The sequence below is a fragment of the Chloroflexota bacterium genome (genome assembly GCA_026713825.1).
Lineage (GTDB): Bacteria > Chloroflexota > Dehalococcoidia > Lucifugimonadales > UBA1127 > UBA1127.
The window spans coordinates 1-16,004 of record JAPONS010000007.1 but is presented as its reverse complement, the minus strand read 5'-3'; the positions used below and the strand labels follow the sequence as shown (position 1 = coordinate 16,004).

Here is a 16,004-nt window from a genome sequence, read left to right as displayed (position 1 = left end):
GTCTAGGTTTGGGTTCCCTGCCGTGTCAACGCGCAGACGGCCATGTCGGCAAAACGTGCTCATTACATGCCGAGAAACCACGCCGTGCGACCCTTGACGGTGTAGAATGGGGGAGACTAGAGTACCCCCAATTTCACCCGCCGCAGACTGAGGTGTGCATGACCACTGCTGAGAAGCAAAAGGCCCTTGACGTGGCAATGAGCCACATAGAACGGCAGTTTGGCAAGGGCTCCATTATGAGGCTGGGCGAGGTCGCGGCGAGGATGGAGAAGGACGCCATCCCAACCGGCTCCCTGGCGCTCGACCTGGCGCTGGGCGTCGGCGGCGTGCCGAGGGGCCGCGTGGTCGAGGTGTTCGGCACGGAGGCGTCGGGCAAGACGACGCTCACGCTGCACATCGTCGCGGAGGCGCAGCGCCTTGGGGGCGTCGCGGCGTTCATTGACGCCGAGCACGCGCTCGACCCGTCCTACGCCGGGCGCATCGGCGTCAACGTCGACGAACTGCTCATCTCGCAGCCCGACTTCGCCGAACAGGCGCTCGAGATCACCGACTACCTGGTGCGCAGCGGCGCCGTCGACATCGTCGTCATCGACAGCGTTGCCGCGCTCGTGCCGCGCGCTGAGATGGAAGGCGATATGGGCGATACGCACGTCGGCCTGCAGGCGCGGCTGATGTCGCAGGCGCTGCGGAAGCTGACGGCGTCCATCAACCGGTCCCACACCGTGGTCGTATTTATCAACCAGCTCCGGGAGAAGGTGGGCGTCATGTTCGGCAACCCGGAGACGACACCGGGCGGACGCGCGCTCAAGTTCTACTCGTCCGTCCGCATCGACGTGCGCCGCATCGAAGGCATCAAGCACGGCACCGAGGTGCTGGGCAACCGGGTGCGGGCCCGCATCGTCAAAAACAAGGTGGCGCCGCCCTTCCGCGTGGCGGAGTTCGACATCATGTTCAACCATGGCATCACCAAGGAGGGCGACCTGCTCGACCTGGGCGCGGCCCAGAACATCGTGAAGAAGAGCGGGGCCTTCTACTCCTACGGCGACATGCGGCTCGGACAGGGGCGCGAGGCCGCCAAGGACTTCCTGCGCGACCACCCGGAGACCGCCAACGAGATCGAGCAGCTGATTCGCGCGGCGGCGGAGCCCACCGTCGAGCTCGTCACCAACGGCCTCGGCGACGCCGACCCGCCGGAAGAAGAGGAAAACGCTTAAGGTTCAGGTGCACTATGCCCCTTCTCTCTGATCAGGACCGCAAGGCGCTGGAGGCGCGCTTCAGGAAGGACGTGAAGCGCGACGTCAGCATGACGCTCTACACCGTGCGCAACGTCGGCGGCCTCATTTTGCCCGGCCGCGAGTGCCCCACGTGCCCGCAGACGGAGCAGTTCCTCACCGAGGTGGCGGCCGCGTCGAAGCACGTGCACCTGACCGTCAAGGACTTCTACGCCGACGCCGACGCCGCCCGCGAGCACGGCGTCGAGCGGGTGCCGTGCATCACGCTCCATGGCGAGGGCGAAGAGTCCTCCAACCTCCGCTTTTACGGCATCCCGGCCGGCTACGAGGTCATGACGCTCATCGAGGACATCATCGCAGCGGCCAAGGGCACCAGCCCTCTGCAGCTGACGACGCGCAAGGCGCTCCGGCGGCTGGAGAAACCGGTGCAGCTGCAGGTTTTCGTGACACCTACCTGACCGCACTGCCCTGTCGTCGCCAGGCTGGCGCACGCAATGGCAATGGAGACCCCCATGGTGCAGGCGGAGGTGGTCGAGGCGCAGGAATTCCCCCACCTCTCGCAGATCCATCAGGTCCGGGCTGTACCCAAGACCATCATCAACGGCGTCTCGGAAGTGCTGGGCGCCGTGAACGAGCGGACCCTGCTGCAAAAGATGCTGAGCGTCGTTGGGCAGGAAGACCTGCTGGAAGAGAAGGGCAAGCCATCGGGCGGCGACGCCGCGGGCGGCCCCACCAGCATCTTCGGCCGCTAGCCCCGAATGCGCCGCACTCTCCTTCTTCTCGCTGTCCCGCTGCTTGCCGCAGCGCTTGTGCTGTCGAGCGCCAACACGGCATCCGCGCAAGTCGGCGTGCAATTCACCATCCAACCCCAAACCGAATTCCCTGACGGCCTTCGCTTTGACATTACCCTGGACGCGCCGGTTGAGATCGTCGAGGCGCGGCTGCGGTTCCGCGTGCTGGGGGAGCAGGTGTCGCGCAACGCGCCGCTGGAGTTCGACCCGGCGAGCCGCGTGACGACAAGCCTGCTGGTGCGCACGGACACGGCCGCGCGCTACATCCCGCCCGGCGCGGAGATCGAGTACTCCGTGGAGGCGACGGACGCAGCGGGCAACGTCATCGCGTCCGAGCCAGAGCGCACCATCTTCCTGGACCCGCGCTTCGAGTGGTCGCGTATCGACGCGCCGGGCGTGTACCTGCTCCACTACGGCGGGCAGGAGGGCCGTGCCCGGCGCGCGCTGGAGGCCGCGCAGGAGGCGCTCGAGCGCATGGGCGCGCTCATGGGCGTCGAGGAGCGGGACACGCTGCGGCTCACGGTGTACAACAGCATCGGGGACATGCGCGATGCACTGCCTCCGCGGAGCGAGGTGCAGGAGGGCACGCTGGTCACGGAGGGCGTCTCCTTCGGCGACACGGGCGTCGTGCTGCTGCTGGGCGGCAACCCCGATGTGGAGGGCGTGGCGGCCCACGAGACGGTGCACTTCCTCATGCGGTTCGCCGTCGGCCGAGGCGCCCGCTCTGTGCCCGCCTGGCTGAATGAGGGGCTCGCCGAGTATGCCAACCCCTTCCCAAGCTTCAGCTTCGAGAACGTGTTTTCCCGGCGCCTCTACGACAACACGCTGCTCCCGCTCACCTCGCTCACGAGCCCGCCTGGCAGGCCGGAGGACGCCCTGCTGATGTACGGGCAGTCCGAGAGCGTCGTGACCTACATGATTGAGACCTACGGCGAGGGGCCGCTGCAGGACCTGCTCCGGGAGCTGCGCGACGGCGCACCCATCGACGAGGCGCTGATGGCCTCCTACGGCATCGACCGCACTGGGATCGAGCAGGAGTGGAGGACGCGCATCGGCGCGATTCCACTCGCGGCGACGCCTAGCCGCTCGGCGCTGCCCACGCCCATCCCGCGAGCGACGCTCGTGCCCTTCGGCGTGGGCTCGACGCCCTTTCCCACCGCCGCGCCCGGGGAGCGGTCGGATGCGGCGTCACCGGCCGTCGCGACGGAGCCGGAGTCGACGCAGGCCGGCGGCTGCAACCGCGCCGAGGGTGGTGGGCTGGATCTCGCGGTTGCTGTGCCCGCGCTGCTGCTGGTGGGGTTGCTGGCGCGCCGCCGCAAGCCGTAGCTCTCGCGGTTGACACTCGCAACCCTGCCCCGTATCTTCACTGCCTGGGAGGGACCACCATGAAAGCCGGATTCAAGACGATTGACTGCGACCGCCACGTCGTCGAGCCCATCGACATGTGGGACAACTACCTGGAGAAGCGGTTCCAGCACTACAACGTGCAGATGGGCGGACGGTTCACGCTGGCCACGCGCATCGGCGGCGTGCTGCAGAACGACGACTCGCTCGGCTCGCCCGGGGCCGGCATGGCGACGGACCCCATCTGGCGCAAGCAGTTCAAGCACGGCATGACGCACAACTTCGAGCCGCAGGCGTACCTGGAAGACATGGACGCCGAGGGCGTCGACATCGCCGTATGCTTCACGGGCATCGGCCTCTACGCCACCTGGGGAGACACTCTTGACCCTGACCTCTCTGCGGCCATGTGCAGGGCGTACAACAACTGGCTGTACGACTTTATGTCACACAACCCGGACCGGCTGAAGGGCGTCTGCCTGCTGCCGCTCCAGGACATCGAGCTGGCTGCGCAGGAGCTGCGGCGGTGCGCGACGGAGTTGGGCATGGTGGGCATCTTCTGGCGCCCGAACCCGCACATGGGCCGCCTCATGTCCGACCGCGCGTACGACCCCATCTACGCCATCGCCGAGGAGTACGGGGTCAACATCTCGGTACACGAGGGCATCCAGAACCGGCTGCCGTGGTTCCCACAGGGGCGGGTGAACACGCACTTCGCGCACCACGCGGCGTGCCACCCCATGGAGCAGATGGCTGCGTGCCTCGCAATGACCAGCGGCGGCGTCCTCGACCGCTTCCCCAAGCTGACCGTGTCCTTCCTCGAGTCGGGCGCGGGCTGGCTGCCCTACTGGATGGAGCGGCTGGACCAGCAGGTGTCCAACCCGATGCTGAACGAGGGCTACGGCGGCGCGCACAAGCCGTCCGAGTACTTCCGGCGCGGCCAGGCGTTTGTCTCCTGCGAGGCGGGCGAGGAGGCGCTGCCGATGATCGAGCGCTCGCTGGGCGGCGGCGTGACCATGTGGGCGTCGGACTACCCGCACAGGGACGCGATGATGGACTTCCCGCGCGGGCTGGACATCCTGACCAGCGTCGAGGGTGTCACGCCCGGCTTCATGAAGCAGCTCCTGTGGGACAACCCATCGCGGTGCTTCAACCTGAAGGTGTAACCCCTTCCCTCGTTCCTGCGAAGCCTGCCCCGCACCCCGATACGGGGGCAGGAACCCCGACGCCAGCCACCCGCCTCCACCTGCCCGTTTGCCCTGAGCCCGTCGAAGGGTCTCCCGAACAGAAGGACAACCTCCTGGTTGCCCCGTCTTGTGATTCCTAGACTTCGCCACTGAAATTGCTTCCGGGCGGAACGGCTTTATGGATGGCGCCCGTCCTGTTGGTCACAATACCTTTCGTATGCAGCAAATGCTTGATTCGCGCGTTCTTCTGCCAAAAGCCACTCTTCCAGCGTGCTGGTGAGATTCCCGTCAGGCCCAAGCACAATTTCAGTCTGGAGAATTGTGGCACAAGGTGAGTCGACGACTAACTTCTCCTTGGCCCGCTGTTCAGCCTCAAGACTCTCGTGCATCTCGTGGGCAAGTCTTTGGCCGTCAGTTTCTTGGCGAATTCCGTCCCTCGGTATTCTCATTGTAGACTCCTTCACCGTTAAGTTTCGTTCACCGTACATGTGTTCTGAAATTCTGTCAATAGAGTACGCCAACCGGTAGTGTTACAGCTTCGTTATGGCAGTCTTTGGAGAAACCACTTCCACGTGAGCGGGTGGTCTATGAGGCCCGCCACCATCGCGGGAGTCGTCAGAAGGCCGATGCTCATGTGGATGGGCTTGTCTCGTGGTAGTTGATTCACATAGGAATTATAGCTGAAATTGAACGAAAAGCAACATTTGGTAGTCTTGGATCGGAGGAACCCATGGATACGTTTGCCAAAATATACGAGGAAACTATGTTATTGCCAAGGCTTAGGGTTTCGGACGTCGTCTACGGCGCACTAGCACTGCCTGAAGCTGGGCAAAAAGACGCTCCACATTGGACACGTCTTCTGCTGTCAGACGAGGATTTGAACGTACTTGCGGCATTAGTAGCGCCTCGACTTGCCTTGTCCATTCCGCTGCATCAAGAACACCCCGTTCCTCAGCATCCAACAGCCCATCTGCCAAGGCAATCGTGAAAAGTGCGATAGCCCACGGCGTTACTCCTGCAGCCTCAATGTTCGTGTTCGGGTCGTCCACCATCTCCTCCCCGCTTAGCAGGTATGTGGAATGTGCCCCGGATACTTGGAGTCCACGGCGTTCTGATACCAACAGTCGTAGTAGTTCCACGCATCCTTCCATGCCCGATCTAATTGCATCCACTTCGTGTACGCAGTGCCGGAGAAGTAGCAAACCACATCGGGGTTGTGGCACCCATTCGCTTCCCGGTGGGCAATGGCAGCGTCATACGCGACAACTAGGCGGGCTTTGGCCGTGTTCACGTTGTTCCGCAGCTCCGCGTTCTCCGGCCGTGTGTTCTTGAAGATTGCAATGATGTAGCCGTTGACTGCGGTATGGGGAACCCAACAGTCGCCGCTCAGGTTGGCGTCCCCCTTTGGCCAGAAGTAGTAGGCGCCGGAGCTGTACCGGATATCCACAACCCGATGCATTGTGTTTGCATTCGGCGGGGCATCGCTCCAGCACGCGCGGCTTCTGAAGCTGATGGAGGCGCCCAGGGTGATATTCTCTGGCTGGAAGTCCGCCAGGAACTCCGCCTCGTCAAGGCAGGTTAGGCGCGGCTCCATGCTGCCCGTGCATTGGAAGCCGGTCACGTAGGTGTCGTTAGCGGAGAGGATGAGGGGCTTGCGCCGGTCCTCCAGCACGGAGATCTCCGCGCGTATCCGACTGGCTCTGCGCTCCAGCTCTTGGACGCTGCCCATAGAGGCGCGCAACTCCGTCAGGTCACGGCGCGCCGTATCTCGTTCCCGTTCCGCTACGTCTACACGGGCTTCCATCCGTTCGTTGCTCGTAAGAAGCGCACCATTTTGCTGCTGCAGGTGGTCATGCTGCCCCTGGAGCACGATCTTCTCATGGGTGAGGGTGCGTTTCTCGTCGGTCAACATCTTGTTAGCCGTGGAGAGGCGGTGCGCCTCTGCTTGGTAGCGGTCCCGCTCCTCTTGGGTTTGGGTCAGTTGCTCGGCTACGGCGTTACGTTCCTCTGTGACCTCGTTCATATCTGTACGGGTCTGCACTAGGTCCGCCCGGGTGTCATCCAGCGTGGCCTGCGTTTCGCCTAGAGTTGTCTCCGTCGACGTCAGGACGTCTTTGGTCTCCTGGAGAATGGTCTCGGTTTGCGCCAAATCATCCTTGGTATTTGTGAGCATGGCCGTAGTTACGGCCAGCTCCGCAGTGAGAGAGGCGCGCTGTGTCCACAGGTAGCCTACAGCAGAGAACAGCAGCAGGACAAGTAAGCCGGAGACGCAGGCAACGGCAATGACGGTACGGCGAGACATAGGAACCCCCTTGCGGAAGAGTTAGGGCCATGCTCTGACAAGCCGCCGTCACCCTGTCTTTGCACCGCAAGGGGGCATAAAGGCCCCACTCGCAGACACAAAGCGACTGCGTTGGCTTGTCAGAGCTAGGTCAGGCTAGCAATCCGCATGGTGTATGTCAAACCGAGGAGGGTATCACCCACACAAAAAGATACTCTCCGACCGCTTCCTAGCCGGGGAGTATCTTCCTGAGATTCTACTTCTTGGGTGGCGGCTCCGGCACGACTTCCACGATGAACCGCGTCGTGGGCTCTTCCTCTATTTCCCCCGTGATGATCTTGGCTACAATCACGGCAGCGCCCATTGCATTCTTGGGACGCTTCGGCTTCGCCTTTATGCTCTTCGCCCTCACTCCCTCCTGAACCTCGTAAGCTCATCAAACAGAACGGGGTGTGTCAAACTGTAACACTACCGTCGCAATGCGCCCTCCCCCCACATCCGCCCCAGCACCTCCAGCCCCGGATAGCCGTTGCCGCCGAGGTTGGTCTCCAGGATGGTGAGTACGAGCGGCGATTGCCCCGCTGTCGTCAGCGAGAGTATGTCCCGCTCGACTTCCACACAGAAGACAATGTCGCCAACGGAGACCGTCGCCTGCGTGACGTTCGGCCAGCCTCAGACGTCATCCGGCGTTGTAGTCGGCCGAGACCGAAAGCGCTGCCTACAGCGGACTGATAGGCGGATTCGCCGACGGATCGCCGGTGACCAGCCGCGTGTAGTACTCCCAGACCCCTCCGACGCGTGGAGCGCGCCCACCCGCGGGCATGTAAGGCTTGAAGTGCGGGAGCTCGTGGGCCGGTGTGCGGTTCGTCATCTCGTCGATGAGCGCGTCCTCGATGTACGCATGATCCTCGCCGGCGACGGAGTAGGCCCAGTAGTTCATCTTGGCCTGCTCCTCCAGCTGGAGCATGTTCATCACAGACTCTTCCAGGGAATTGCCCACGGTCGTGGCGCCATGCCCGCGAAGCAGAATGGCCTTGCCGTCGCCCAGCAGGGCCGCGACCTCCATGCCCTCGTCGTCGGTCTGGACGGTCTTCACGTGGTCCCACACCGGAAGCTCGTTGCGCACAAGCTGGATGCCTTCCTGGTTCATGGGGCGCAGCCGCTTGCGCAGCGTCGTCGCCAGGATGGTGTAGTGGGGGTGAACGTGGACAACGGACTTCACGTGGGGGTACAACTTGTAGATGCAGGAGTGCATCTTTACTTCCATGCACTGGGTGGTGCCGAGGGGCCCGTCCACCTTGTTGCCCTCCAGGTCGCAGACGATCATCTGCTCCGGCGTGATGCTGAAGAGGGCGTCGACCTCGTAGCCGCGTCCCTTGACGATGAACTTGTCCGGGTCCGTTGGCAGGCGCAGGCTGGCGTGGCCGAGGGACGCCCGGAACCCGGCCGCCAAGCCGGTTTCCGCCAGGATGCGGTTGGCTACCGCCACGTGGTATTTGACCTCTTCCCACTCTCTCTTCATGGCTCCTTACCTCCAATTCTGGATTGAGACGTGCTTGGAGCGCCGCCGCGTACCGCCTACACGCGGATGCAGGCGGCCCAGTGGTCCGGGGTGATCTCCCGCAGCTCCGGGACGATGGTCTTGCACTCGTCGATCGCCATGGGGCACCGGGTGTGGAACACGCAGCCGGACGGCGGGTTCGCGGGGCTCGGGATGCCGCCCTGCAGGATGATGCGGTCCCGCTCCGACTCGATGTCCGGGTCCGGAATCGGGACCGCAGAGAGCAGCGCCGTCGTATACGGATGCAGGGGCGTCTCGTAGAGGTCGGTCCAGGAGGCCACCTCCATCAGCTTGCCGAGGTACATCACCGCGATCCGGTCCGACACGTGCCGCACGATGGCCAGGTCATGGGCAATCATCAGGTACGAGAGCCCCAGGTCCTGCTGCAGGTCCTTCAGCAGGTTGATGAGCTGCGCCTGAATGGACACGTCCAGCGCCGAAACAGGCTCGTCGGCGACGATGAACTCAGGCTGCACGGCCAGCGCCCGCGCCACGCCGATGCGCTGCCGCTGCCCGCCGCTGAACTCGTGCGGGTAGCGGTTGGCCATCTCCGGGTTCAGCCCCACCTGCTGCAGCAGCTCACCAACACGCAGCCGGTACTCTCGCCTACTCTTGACCAGTTTATGAATGGTCAGCGCTTCGCCGACGATGTTCAGGACCTTCATTCGCGGGTTCAGGGAGCTGTAGGGGTCCTGGAAGATGATCTGAATGCGGCGGCGGAGCGCTCGCAGTTCTTCCCGGCTGACTCTGGTGACGTCCGTGCCCTCGAACATCACCTCGCCCTGCGTCGGCTTCTCCAGTTGCAGGATGCAGCGACCGATGGTGGTCTTGCCGGATCCGCTCTCACCCACCAGTCCCAGCGTCTCGCCGCGCCGGACGAAGAAGCTGACGTCATCCACAGCCTTGATGTCGCCCACCCTGCGCTGGAGGATGAATCCGGACGTGATGGGGAAGTACATCTTGAGGTTGCGCACGTCCAGAATGTTGTCGCGCGGGTCGGCCGGGTGGCCGTTGGCGGGCGCCGCTGCAGTCATTTCAGTCATCGCTGCTGTGCTCCCTTTGCGAGCTGGTAAACGGTCTCGCTCGCCCAGCACGCCGCCAGGTGGCCCCCGGCGACGGGTTCGAGGGGCGGCACCTCCTCCAGGCACCGGTCCATGCGGAAAGGGCACCGCGGATAGTAGGCGCAGCCCTTCGGCAGAAGGTCCAGTTCGGGCGGAAGGCCCTCGATGGCCTCGAGGCGCTCCCTCCGCGTCACGTCCAGACGCGGCACCGAACGCAGCAGGCCCAGCGTGTAGGGGTGCGACGGCTCATGGTAGATCTCGCGGGCCAGTCCCCGTTCGATGATCTTCCCGGCGTACATGACGTTGACCCGGTGGGCGTACCGCGCCACGACGCCCAAGTTATGGGTGATCAGAATGACCGCCGTGCCAAGCTCCTTGCACAACTCCTGGACGAGCTCGAGGATCTGGGCCTGGATGGTGACGTCCAGCGCCGTCGTGGGCTCGTCGGCGATCAGCAGCTTGGGGTTGCAGCTCAGGGCCATCGCGATCATGACGCGCTGGCGCATGCCGCCGCTGAACTGGTGCGGGTAGCTCTTCAGCCGTTGCCGGCCCTCCGGAATGCCCACCATGTCGAGGAGCTCGACTGCCCGGTTCCGCGCCTCGGAGCTGGTCATCCCCAGGTGCAGCTCCAGCGCCTCCGTCAGTTGGCGGCCGATGGTCAGCACCGGGTTCAGCGAGGTCATCGGCTCCTGGAAGATCATGGCGATCTCCCGGCCACGCACCGTCCGCATCTGCTGCTCGGAGAGCCGGACCAGGTCTATGTCGTTGAAGATCACCTCGCCGTTGACGATGCGGCCAGGCGGGTCAGGGACGAGCCTCATGATGGAGAGGGCGCTGACGCTCTTGCCGCAGCCGCTCTCGCCCACCAGCGCCAGCGTCTCGCCCTCCTCCAGGTCGTAGCTGACGTCGTCCACCGCTCGCACGGTGCTGTCTTCCTGGAAGAAGTAAGTCGAGAGGTTCTTCACTTCCAGAAGGTTCATGCACGCTCATCCATTCTTTGTGTCTCGGACCCCCGCGCCGGCGGCAAAGCGCTGACCAACGCGGCCCCGGTCGAGCGATTGCGCATCTCGCCTTACCGGTTCCGCAGCCGCGGGTCCAAAGTGTCCCGCAGCGAGTCGGCGAATAGGTTGAAGCCCAGCACCGCCAGGGCAATGGCCATTCCCGGGGCCAGGGCCAGCGTCCAGGACACGTCGTAAGGACGCGCCGCCGCCGTCGACAGCATCGAGCCCCAGGACGCCGTGTCGGCGCCGACGCCCGCTCCCAGGAAGCTCAGGGACGCCTCGCCGATGATGGCGCTGCCGATGGAAACGCTGACCAGAACCAGGTACGGCGATATCGAGTTGGGCAGCACATGCAGGAACATGATGCGGGTGCTGGAAGCGCCAAGCGACCTTGCCGCCTCGACGTACACCCGCGCCTTCTCCCGCAGCACCACGGACCGCGTCACCCGCGCGGACGTCGAGATATAGTTGACGGCAAGGGCGATGATCACGTTCGTGACGCTCGGCCCCAGCACGGCGACGATCACCAACGCCAGCACGATGCCCGGTATGGCGATGTTCGCGTCCACGAGCCGCTGCATGAGCAGGTCGAATACCCCTCCCACGTACGCGCTGACGAGCCCCAGCAGGAGGCCCGCTGTGACGCCCATGAACACCGCCCAGAACCCGACGGCCAAGGAGACCCGTGCACCGTGAAGCAGCCGGCTGAAGATGTCGCGGCCAACGAGGTCGGTCCCCAGGTAGTGCGTCGACGTCGGCAACTCGTTGATGTTGCCGGCGAGGTTGTTGGGCTCGTGGGTGGACGCCACGTCCGCGAACGCCGCCATGGCCAGAAGGATCATAATCAGCACCCACCCAACGACGCCGACGGGGTTCTTCCGGCACCATCGGGCCAGCTTCGTTGTAAAGGACGGTTGCGTCCGCAGGACGATTCCTTCCTCCGCCCTGACAGCAGCCGCGTCACCTTCCATCGCCATGCGCCGGCTCCCTCACGTACTACGAGTAACGGATGCGTGGGTCAATGACCGAATACAACAGGTCAACAATGAGATTGATCATCAGCACCATCGCGATATTGAGCAGCACCAACCCCTGAATGATGGGATAGTCCCTGTTTCCGATGGCCTCCACCATCGCCCTGCCCATGCCCGGCACCTGGAAGATCGTCTCCGTCACCACGACGCCGGTGACCATGACGCCCATGAGACCCCCGAACTGCGTCAGCACGGGCAGGAGTGCGTTTCGCAGGGCGTGGCGTATGAGGACCATCTGGAAGCCGAGTCCCTTGGCGCGGGCCGTGCGCACGTAGTCCTCCCGCAGCACCTCCAGCATCTGGCTGCGCGTCATGCGCAGGATCGACGCGCCGGTCGAGGACGAGACGATGATCGCGGGAAAGATGATGTGCGAGAGGTTCGCACCCAGGTCCTCCGTGGGGCTGTGCCAGCGAAGCGATGGGATCCAGTTGAAGTACGCGGCCAGGACGAATATGACGAGCGTTCCCAGCCACACGTTGGGGATGCTCAGCCCGGAAATGCTCAAGACCCGCAGCACCTGGTCCGTTAACTTATTGTGTTGCACGGCCGAGATAATGCCGCCCGGCACGGCCCATATTGCGGTCAGGAGCACGATGAGCGCGCCCAGCTCGAGCGTCCTCGGCAGCCGCTCGAGCACGATGTCCCGGACCGGGCGGTACTGCCAGATGGACTCGCCAAACTCGAAGCGCACAACGGAGCCAAGCCAGTTGATGTACTGAATGGGCAGAGGCTTGTCCAGCCCGAGCTGCGCCCGGATCTGCGCTTCCGCCTCCGCCTCCTGGCTGATTACGTCCAGGTCGGCAAGAATTGCGGTTGCAGGGTCACCCGGCGCGATCTTCATCAGAGTGAAGACGATGAGCGTTGCCAGAATGGCAGTGGGCACCATCAGCAGAACACGCTTCGCTATGTACTCGCGCATTGACCGCTTCCTCTACCGCCAAATGTGTCTTCACGCAGAATAACAAGACTGGCGCTGACACAGGATACCCGTGTCAGCGTCCCAAGCAACCCCCATTGGTTGAAGACTGGTGAAACGCTTGTGTCTAGCGGCAGCTACAGTCCCCAGACGGAAATCGGTTGAGGCGCCTCTATGTCGGGGCCCTGCCAGCGCCAATGCTTCGAACTCGCCGCACCATCGATCTTGATGTCGATCCCGGAAATCATCAGCGACTCGTCGGATGCCAGGAACACGACGGCGGGCACGTAGTCGGTCGGGGTTGGCTGCCGACCCATCGGGGTGAACAGCTGGCGAGATCCGCCTCCGGCCTGCGCCTGCCGCTCGTTCCACTGCTCCACGATCTCCGGGTTGTCAGGCTGGGTGGCGATGGGCGTGAACCCGTTTACGCGAATGCCGTATTGTGCAAGCTCAACGGCGCACGAGCGGATGAAGTTCACGATGCCGCCCTTGCCCGTGCAGTAGCCCACGCTTCCAGTGCCCGACCATGCGGCCGTCGAAAGGGTGCAGATGATGCTGCCGCGTATGCCCCGCTCGATCATCGAGTGGGCCACGTATTTGGTGTTCAGGAAGTTGCCGGAGGTGATGACGCGCACCTGCCGCTCGTAGGCGTCATAGGCGTACTCGAGCACGCCCCGTCCGCCCAGGATTGCCGCGTTGTTGACGAGAATGTCGATCTTGCCCCACTCGTCCTCAACCTTCCGGACGTACTCCCGGACTTCTTCTTCGTTCGTAACGTCGCCAGGGAGCGCCATGGCCTCGCCGCCATCGGCCCGGATACGCTCCGCGGCCTTCTCCGCCGCCTCCGGGCTCAGGTCGTTGCATGCCACCTTGGCGCCATGCATGGCCAGACCGTAGGCGAGGCCGCTGCCGATGTTGGGTCCGGAGCCCGTTACAAGAGCGACCTTTCCCTCAAGACGAGCCATGACGCCCCCCTTTAGTATCAGACTTCAAACAGTCTTCTGTTAACTGTCGGCGCGCACGCTAGCGCGTTGGCGAATTCTCATCGACCCACGTCCGCTCGTCGTACTGCGCGAACCAGGAGGAGACGAAGCGGCGGCCGTGGACGTAGCTCTGCTCCAGGAACTGCACGCCACCGAAGTAGACGAAGAACATGGCGTTCTTGCCTTCCCTGAGGTAATTCTCAAGCGCGGTAATGTTCTGGCGCCTCTCTTCCTCACTGGTGGCGCTGGTGATACTCAAAGCCAGAGTGTCGATGGTGTCATCGACCAGGCCCGAGTAGTTCCGCTGGCCGGTGCTGGACAAGTACCGGTTCAGCATGGACTCAGGCGCCGGGTACGGGAGCGCGCTCGTGTAGACGGTGGCGTTCCAGCCCTCGCCGGACCTGAGCGCCTCGACCGCAGCCAATGACTCCTGGGCGCTAAACTCGACGTCGAAGCCCACCTCGGACAGCTGCTGCGACAGGACCTGGCCTCCGAGGAACGTGGAAGCGGTTGGCGAGTTGCCCCGTGAAATGACCGTCAGCTCGATGCCCCTGGGGTCAACGCCGGCCGCTGCGAACAGCTGAGTGGCCTGCGCAATCGCCTGCGTCTTGTCAGTCATGTAAGACGGGTCCGACTGCCTCAACTCGTCCAGAGACGTGCCGTAGCCGCCCGAGAAGGTGTTGGGCTCAAACCACGTACCGATGAAGCCCGGGGCTCCCTGCAGCATCTTGCTTGCCAGTTCATCACGGTCAATCAGCAAGTAGATGGCCTGCCTGACACGGACGTCGTCAAATGGCGGCTTGGTCGTGTTCAACATGACCCAGGCGGGCGAACCACCGGGGCCCTCAACGACGCGGACCTTGTCGCCGAGCTTGCTAAGAATCTCGTCGACGTTTCCGACGCCAGCGGCGGTGGTCACGTCAATGGCCTGGGTCTCAAAGGCCGCCCGGAGCAGCGAGGAAGACGAAATGATGGTGTACCGCTTGCCGTCCAGGTAGGGCAGCCCATCCTGCCAGTAGTTCTCATTCTTTTCAAGCTCGAAACTGACGCCGCGCTCCCACTTATCAGGCACCCACTGGAAGGGGCCGGTTCCGTTGGAGTTGGTGACGAACCATTCCAAGCCGTTCTCGTCAATGTCCTTCTTGGAGACGATGTTCGCCCATGCAGCAGACAGGTTTTGGAGCAACACCGCAGCCGGCGCGTTCAGGTTGAGCACCACGGTGTAATCGTCCGGGGCTTCGACGGTCTCGACGAAGGGACCCACGTACGACCGAGCGGGCGGACGGAAATCAATCTCGCCAGCGGCGGACGCAACGTAGTGGTCGTAGGTGGCCTTGACGTCCGCGGAGGTCAACGGCGTGCCGTCGTGGAACACGACGTCATCACGCAGCTTGAACGTCCACTGCGTTCCGTCGTCGCTCACTGTCCAACTGTCGGCAATGCCGGGGGCGATCTCCTTCCACGTTCTCTCGCCACCCTCGAACTTCCAGATAACCAGCCGGTCGTAGACCCCCTGCAACACTCCTCCGGTTCCGGCGGAGACGTTGTCGAGGAAGTTCAAGGACCTCGGGTCCTCGCCGGCGCTCAGCTGGAGATAACCGCCGTATTGAGGAATGCCCTCATCCGGCTCCAATTTGTACTGCCCTTCCGCAACCGCAGATGGGAACGACTCCATGGCGTCCGCCGCCGGGGCGGCGCTGCCGGTGTCCGTCATCGCTGCGGCTGTCGTTGGGACTGCTGCAGCCGTCGTGGAAGACGAGTCGGTGGTGGTGGACGTCGTGCCATTGTCGTCGTCATCCCCACCACAAGCTGCCACTAACGAGAGCAGCATAAGCAGAGCCCCAAAGATTATGAACGCGCGCATGATCCGCCGTTTCATGACTGTAATCCCCCTCCTGCTAGTATGTAGGCCTCTTCCCACCCCTGGACGACGGTGACCCCCGGCAGGCGTTGCCAGATATTCTCCGCCTCAGGGGCCACCACAATGATTGGTTTGCCTAACGCCATGGCAATGCCGAACTCCACATGGCGGTGTCCGCTGTCCCCCCGCTCGTCGCCGAGCAGGATGTACACGTCGGACTGCTCGATGTCCTCCCGTGACATCTGCGCGATGTTGCCGGACTGGCCCAGGCCGTCGAGCCAACGGGAGGTCACCTTGAGGCCCGCCGCCTCCAACCGCTCCCGAGCTACCAGAAGTTCCGGCCTTCGCATATGACGGGCTGACAAGTAAACGCTCCCGTATTTCGTCAATACTCGCCCCCCGCCTCTATCTGTGTGCCGTGTTAAAGAGTGTCCAGTAGGAATAGTCCCTGACTCTATGTCGTCGGGACCAGGTCCTTCAGCGCCTCTCGCAAGATCTCCATCATCGGCTTGTCCTTTGGCGCCGAGACGTTGCCGCTTCGCACCTTGAACAACTCCGGCCGGTGGGGGGCCGCCGGTTCCTGCCCTTCCTGCAGGTCGCGGGCCGCCTTGATCAGCTGGTGCCGGATGTGGATGTTCAGCGTGTCCTGGCTTGTCAGCCGCTCCCGCGTCCGGTCCATGATCGGCCCGCCCTGGTCCTCGATCTGGCAGATGTCCTGCAGCGGGAAGTTGTTGATCCCCGAGTAGTTGTAGCTC

General features: G+C 63.5%; 17 protein-coding genes and 1 pseudogene. 5 read left to right on the top strand and 13 right to left on the bottom strand.

Annotated features, from left to right (window positions below):
- The first annotated feature begins 158 nt into the window (after positions 1-158).
- From recA to OXC99_00255, 5 genes and pseudogenes are all read left to right on the top strand, one after another.
- Positions 159-1,214 (top strand): recombinase RecA, encoded by a 1,056-nt coding sequence (gene recA, locus OXC99_00275; protein MCY4623436.1) that lies wholly within the window; start codon positions 159-161, stop codon positions 1,212-1,214.
- Between the two features lie 14 nt (positions 1,215-1,228).
- Positions 1,229-1,690, top strand: a complete 462-nt coding sequence (locus tag OXC99_00270) for a thioredoxin family protein (GenBank protein ID MCY4623435.1) — start codon at positions 1,229-1,231, stop codon at positions 1,688-1,690.
- Positions 1,691-1,705: 15 nt separating this feature from the next.
- A pseudogene (locus OXC99_00265) lies at positions 1,706-1,984 on the top strand (thioredoxin family protein).
- Between the two features lie 96 nt (positions 1,985-2,080).
- The gene (locus OXC99_00260) at positions 2,081-3,349 is read left to right on the top strand and encodes a peptidase MA family metallohydrolase (protein ID MCY4623434.1); all 1,269 of its coding nucleotides are present in this window, start codon (positions 2,081-2,083) and stop codon (positions 3,347-3,349) included.
- 59 nt (positions 3,350-3,408) lie between these two features.
- Positions 3,409-4,530 carry an amidohydrolase family protein gene (locus OXC99_00255; GenBank protein ID MCY4623433.1) on the top strand — a complete coding sequence of 374 codons (1,122 nt, stop codon included), beginning with the start codon at positions 3,409-3,411 and terminating at the stop codon, positions 4,528-4,530.
- Positions 4,531-5,092: 562 nt separating this feature from the next.
- Here the strand turns inward: OXC99_00255 and OXC99_00250 are convergent.
- The 13 genes from OXC99_00250 to OXC99_00190 all read right to left on the bottom strand — a co-directional run.
- Positions 5,093-5,218 (bottom strand): hypothetical protein, encoded by a 126-nt coding sequence (locus OXC99_00250; protein MCY4623432.1) that lies wholly within the window; start codon positions 5,216-5,218, stop codon positions 5,093-5,095.
- A 112-nt stretch (positions 5,219-5,330) separates the two neighbouring features.
- Positions 5,331-5,603: a hypothetical protein gene (locus tag OXC99_00245; GenBank protein MCY4623431.1), complete on the bottom strand. Its 273-nt coding sequence runs from the start codon at positions 5,601-5,603 to the stop codon at positions 5,331-5,333.
- A gap of 11 nt (positions 5,604-5,614) precedes the next feature.
- Entirely contained in the window at positions 5,615-6,853 is a 1,239-nt protein-coding gene (locus tag OXC99_00240; protein MCY4623430.1) for a hypothetical protein, read from the bottom strand.
- A gap of 447 nt (positions 6,854-7,300) precedes the next feature.
- Positions 7,301-7,450: a hypothetical protein gene (locus tag OXC99_00235; GenBank protein ID MCY4623429.1), complete on the bottom strand. Its 150-nt coding sequence runs from the start codon at positions 7,448-7,450 to the stop codon at positions 7,301-7,303.
- A gap of 100 nt (positions 7,451-7,550) precedes the next feature.
- A complete protein-coding gene (locus tag OXC99_00230) occupies positions 7,551-8,354 on the bottom strand; it encodes a class II aldolase/adducin family protein (GenBank protein ID MCY4623428.1) in 804 nt (267 codons plus the stop codon).
- Between the two features lie 56 nt (positions 8,355-8,410).
- Positions 8,411-9,427 carry an ABC transporter ATP-binding protein gene (locus tag OXC99_00225; GenBank protein MCY4623427.1) on the bottom strand — a complete coding sequence of 339 codons (1,017 nt, stop codon included), beginning with the start codon at positions 9,425-9,427 and terminating at the stop codon, positions 8,411-8,413.
- Positions 9,428-9,432: 5 nt separating this feature from the next.
- A complete protein-coding gene (locus OXC99_00220; GenBank protein MCY4623426.1) occupies positions 9,433-10,434 on the bottom strand; it encodes an ABC transporter ATP-binding protein in 1,002 nt (333 codons plus the stop codon).
- 92 nt (positions 10,435-10,526) lie between these two features.
- Positions 10,527-11,432 (bottom strand): ABC transporter permease, encoded by a 906-nt coding sequence (locus tag OXC99_00215; GenBank protein ID MCY4623425.1) that lies wholly within the window; start codon positions 11,430-11,432, stop codon positions 10,527-10,529.
- Between the two features lie 19 nt (positions 11,433-11,451).
- Positions 11,452-12,408, bottom strand: coding sequence for an ABC transporter permease (locus OXC99_00210; GenBank protein ID MCY4623424.1), 957 nt, complete (start codon positions 12,406-12,408; stop codon positions 11,452-11,454).
- Positions 12,409-12,542: 134 nt separating this feature from the next.
- Positions 12,543-13,370 (bottom strand): SDR family oxidoreductase, encoded by an 828-nt coding sequence (locus tag OXC99_00205; protein MCY4623423.1) that lies wholly within the window; start codon positions 13,368-13,370, stop codon positions 12,543-12,545.
- Positions 13,371-13,428: 58 nt separating this feature from the next.
- Complete coding sequence (locus tag OXC99_00200; protein ID MCY4623422.1) at positions 13,429-15,267, bottom strand: ABC transporter substrate-binding protein; 1,839 nt, start codon at positions 15,265-15,267, stop codon at positions 13,429-13,431.
- Positions 15,264-15,599, bottom strand: coding sequence for a hypothetical protein (locus OXC99_00195; protein MCY4623421.1), 336 nt, complete (start codon positions 15,597-15,599; stop codon positions 15,264-15,266). The genes OXC99_00200 and OXC99_00195 overlap by 4 nt, the downstream gene beginning before the upstream one ends.
- A 104-nt stretch (positions 15,600-15,703) precedes the next feature.
- Positions 15,704-16,004 (bottom strand): hypothetical protein (locus tag OXC99_00190; GenBank protein MCY4623420.1); only part of this gene is annotated, 301 nt, incomplete at its 5' end.

Coding starts and splice junctions, on each gene's coding strand:
- recA (MCY4623436.1), top strand. CDS start 159: ATGACCACTGCTGAGAAGCAAAAGGCCCTTGACGTGGCAATGAGCCAC.
- OXC99_00270 (MCY4623435.1), top strand. CDS start 1,229: ATGCCCCTTCTCTCTGATCAGGACCGCAAGGCGCTGGAGGCGCGCTTC.
- OXC99_00255 (MCY4623433.1), top strand. CDS start 3,409: ATGAAAGCCGGATTCAAGACGATTGACTGCGACCGCCACGTCGTCGAG.
- OXC99_00245 (MCY4623431.1), bottom strand. CDS start 5,603: ATGGTGGACGACCCGAACACGAACATTGAGGCTGCAGGAGTAACGCCG.
- OXC99_00240 (MCY4623430.1), bottom strand. CDS start 6,853: ATGTCTCGCCGTACCGTCATTGCCGTTGCCTGCGTCTCCGGCTTACTT.
- OXC99_00230 (MCY4623428.1), bottom strand. CDS start 8,354: ATGAAGAGAGAGTGGGAAGAGGTCAAATACCACGTGGCGGTAGCCAAC.
- OXC99_00225 (MCY4623427.1), bottom strand. CDS start 9,427: ATGACTGCAGCGGCGCCCGCCAACGGCCACCCGGCCGACCCGCGCGAC.
- OXC99_00220 (MCY4623426.1), bottom strand. CDS start 10,434: ATGAACCTTCTGGAAGTGAAGAACCTCTCGACTTACTTCTTCCAGGAA.
- OXC99_00215 (MCY4623425.1), bottom strand. CDS start 11,432: ATGGCGATGGAAGGTGACGCGGCTGCTGTCAGGGCGGAGGAAGGAATC.
- OXC99_00210 (MCY4623424.1), bottom strand. CDS start 12,408: ATGCGCGAGTACATAGCGAAGCGTGTTCTGCTGATGGTGCCCACTGCC.
- OXC99_00205 (MCY4623423.1), bottom strand. CDS start 13,370: ATGGCTCGTCTTGAGGGAAAGGTCGCTCTTGTAACGGGCTCCGGACCC.
- OXC99_00200 (MCY4623422.1), bottom strand. CDS start 15,267: ATGAAACGGCGGATCATGCGCGCGTTCATAATCTTTGGGGCTCTGCTT.
- OXC99_00195 (MCY4623421.1), bottom strand. CDS start 15,599: ATGCGAAGGCCGGAACTTCTGGTAGCTCGGGAGCGGTTGGAGGCGGCG.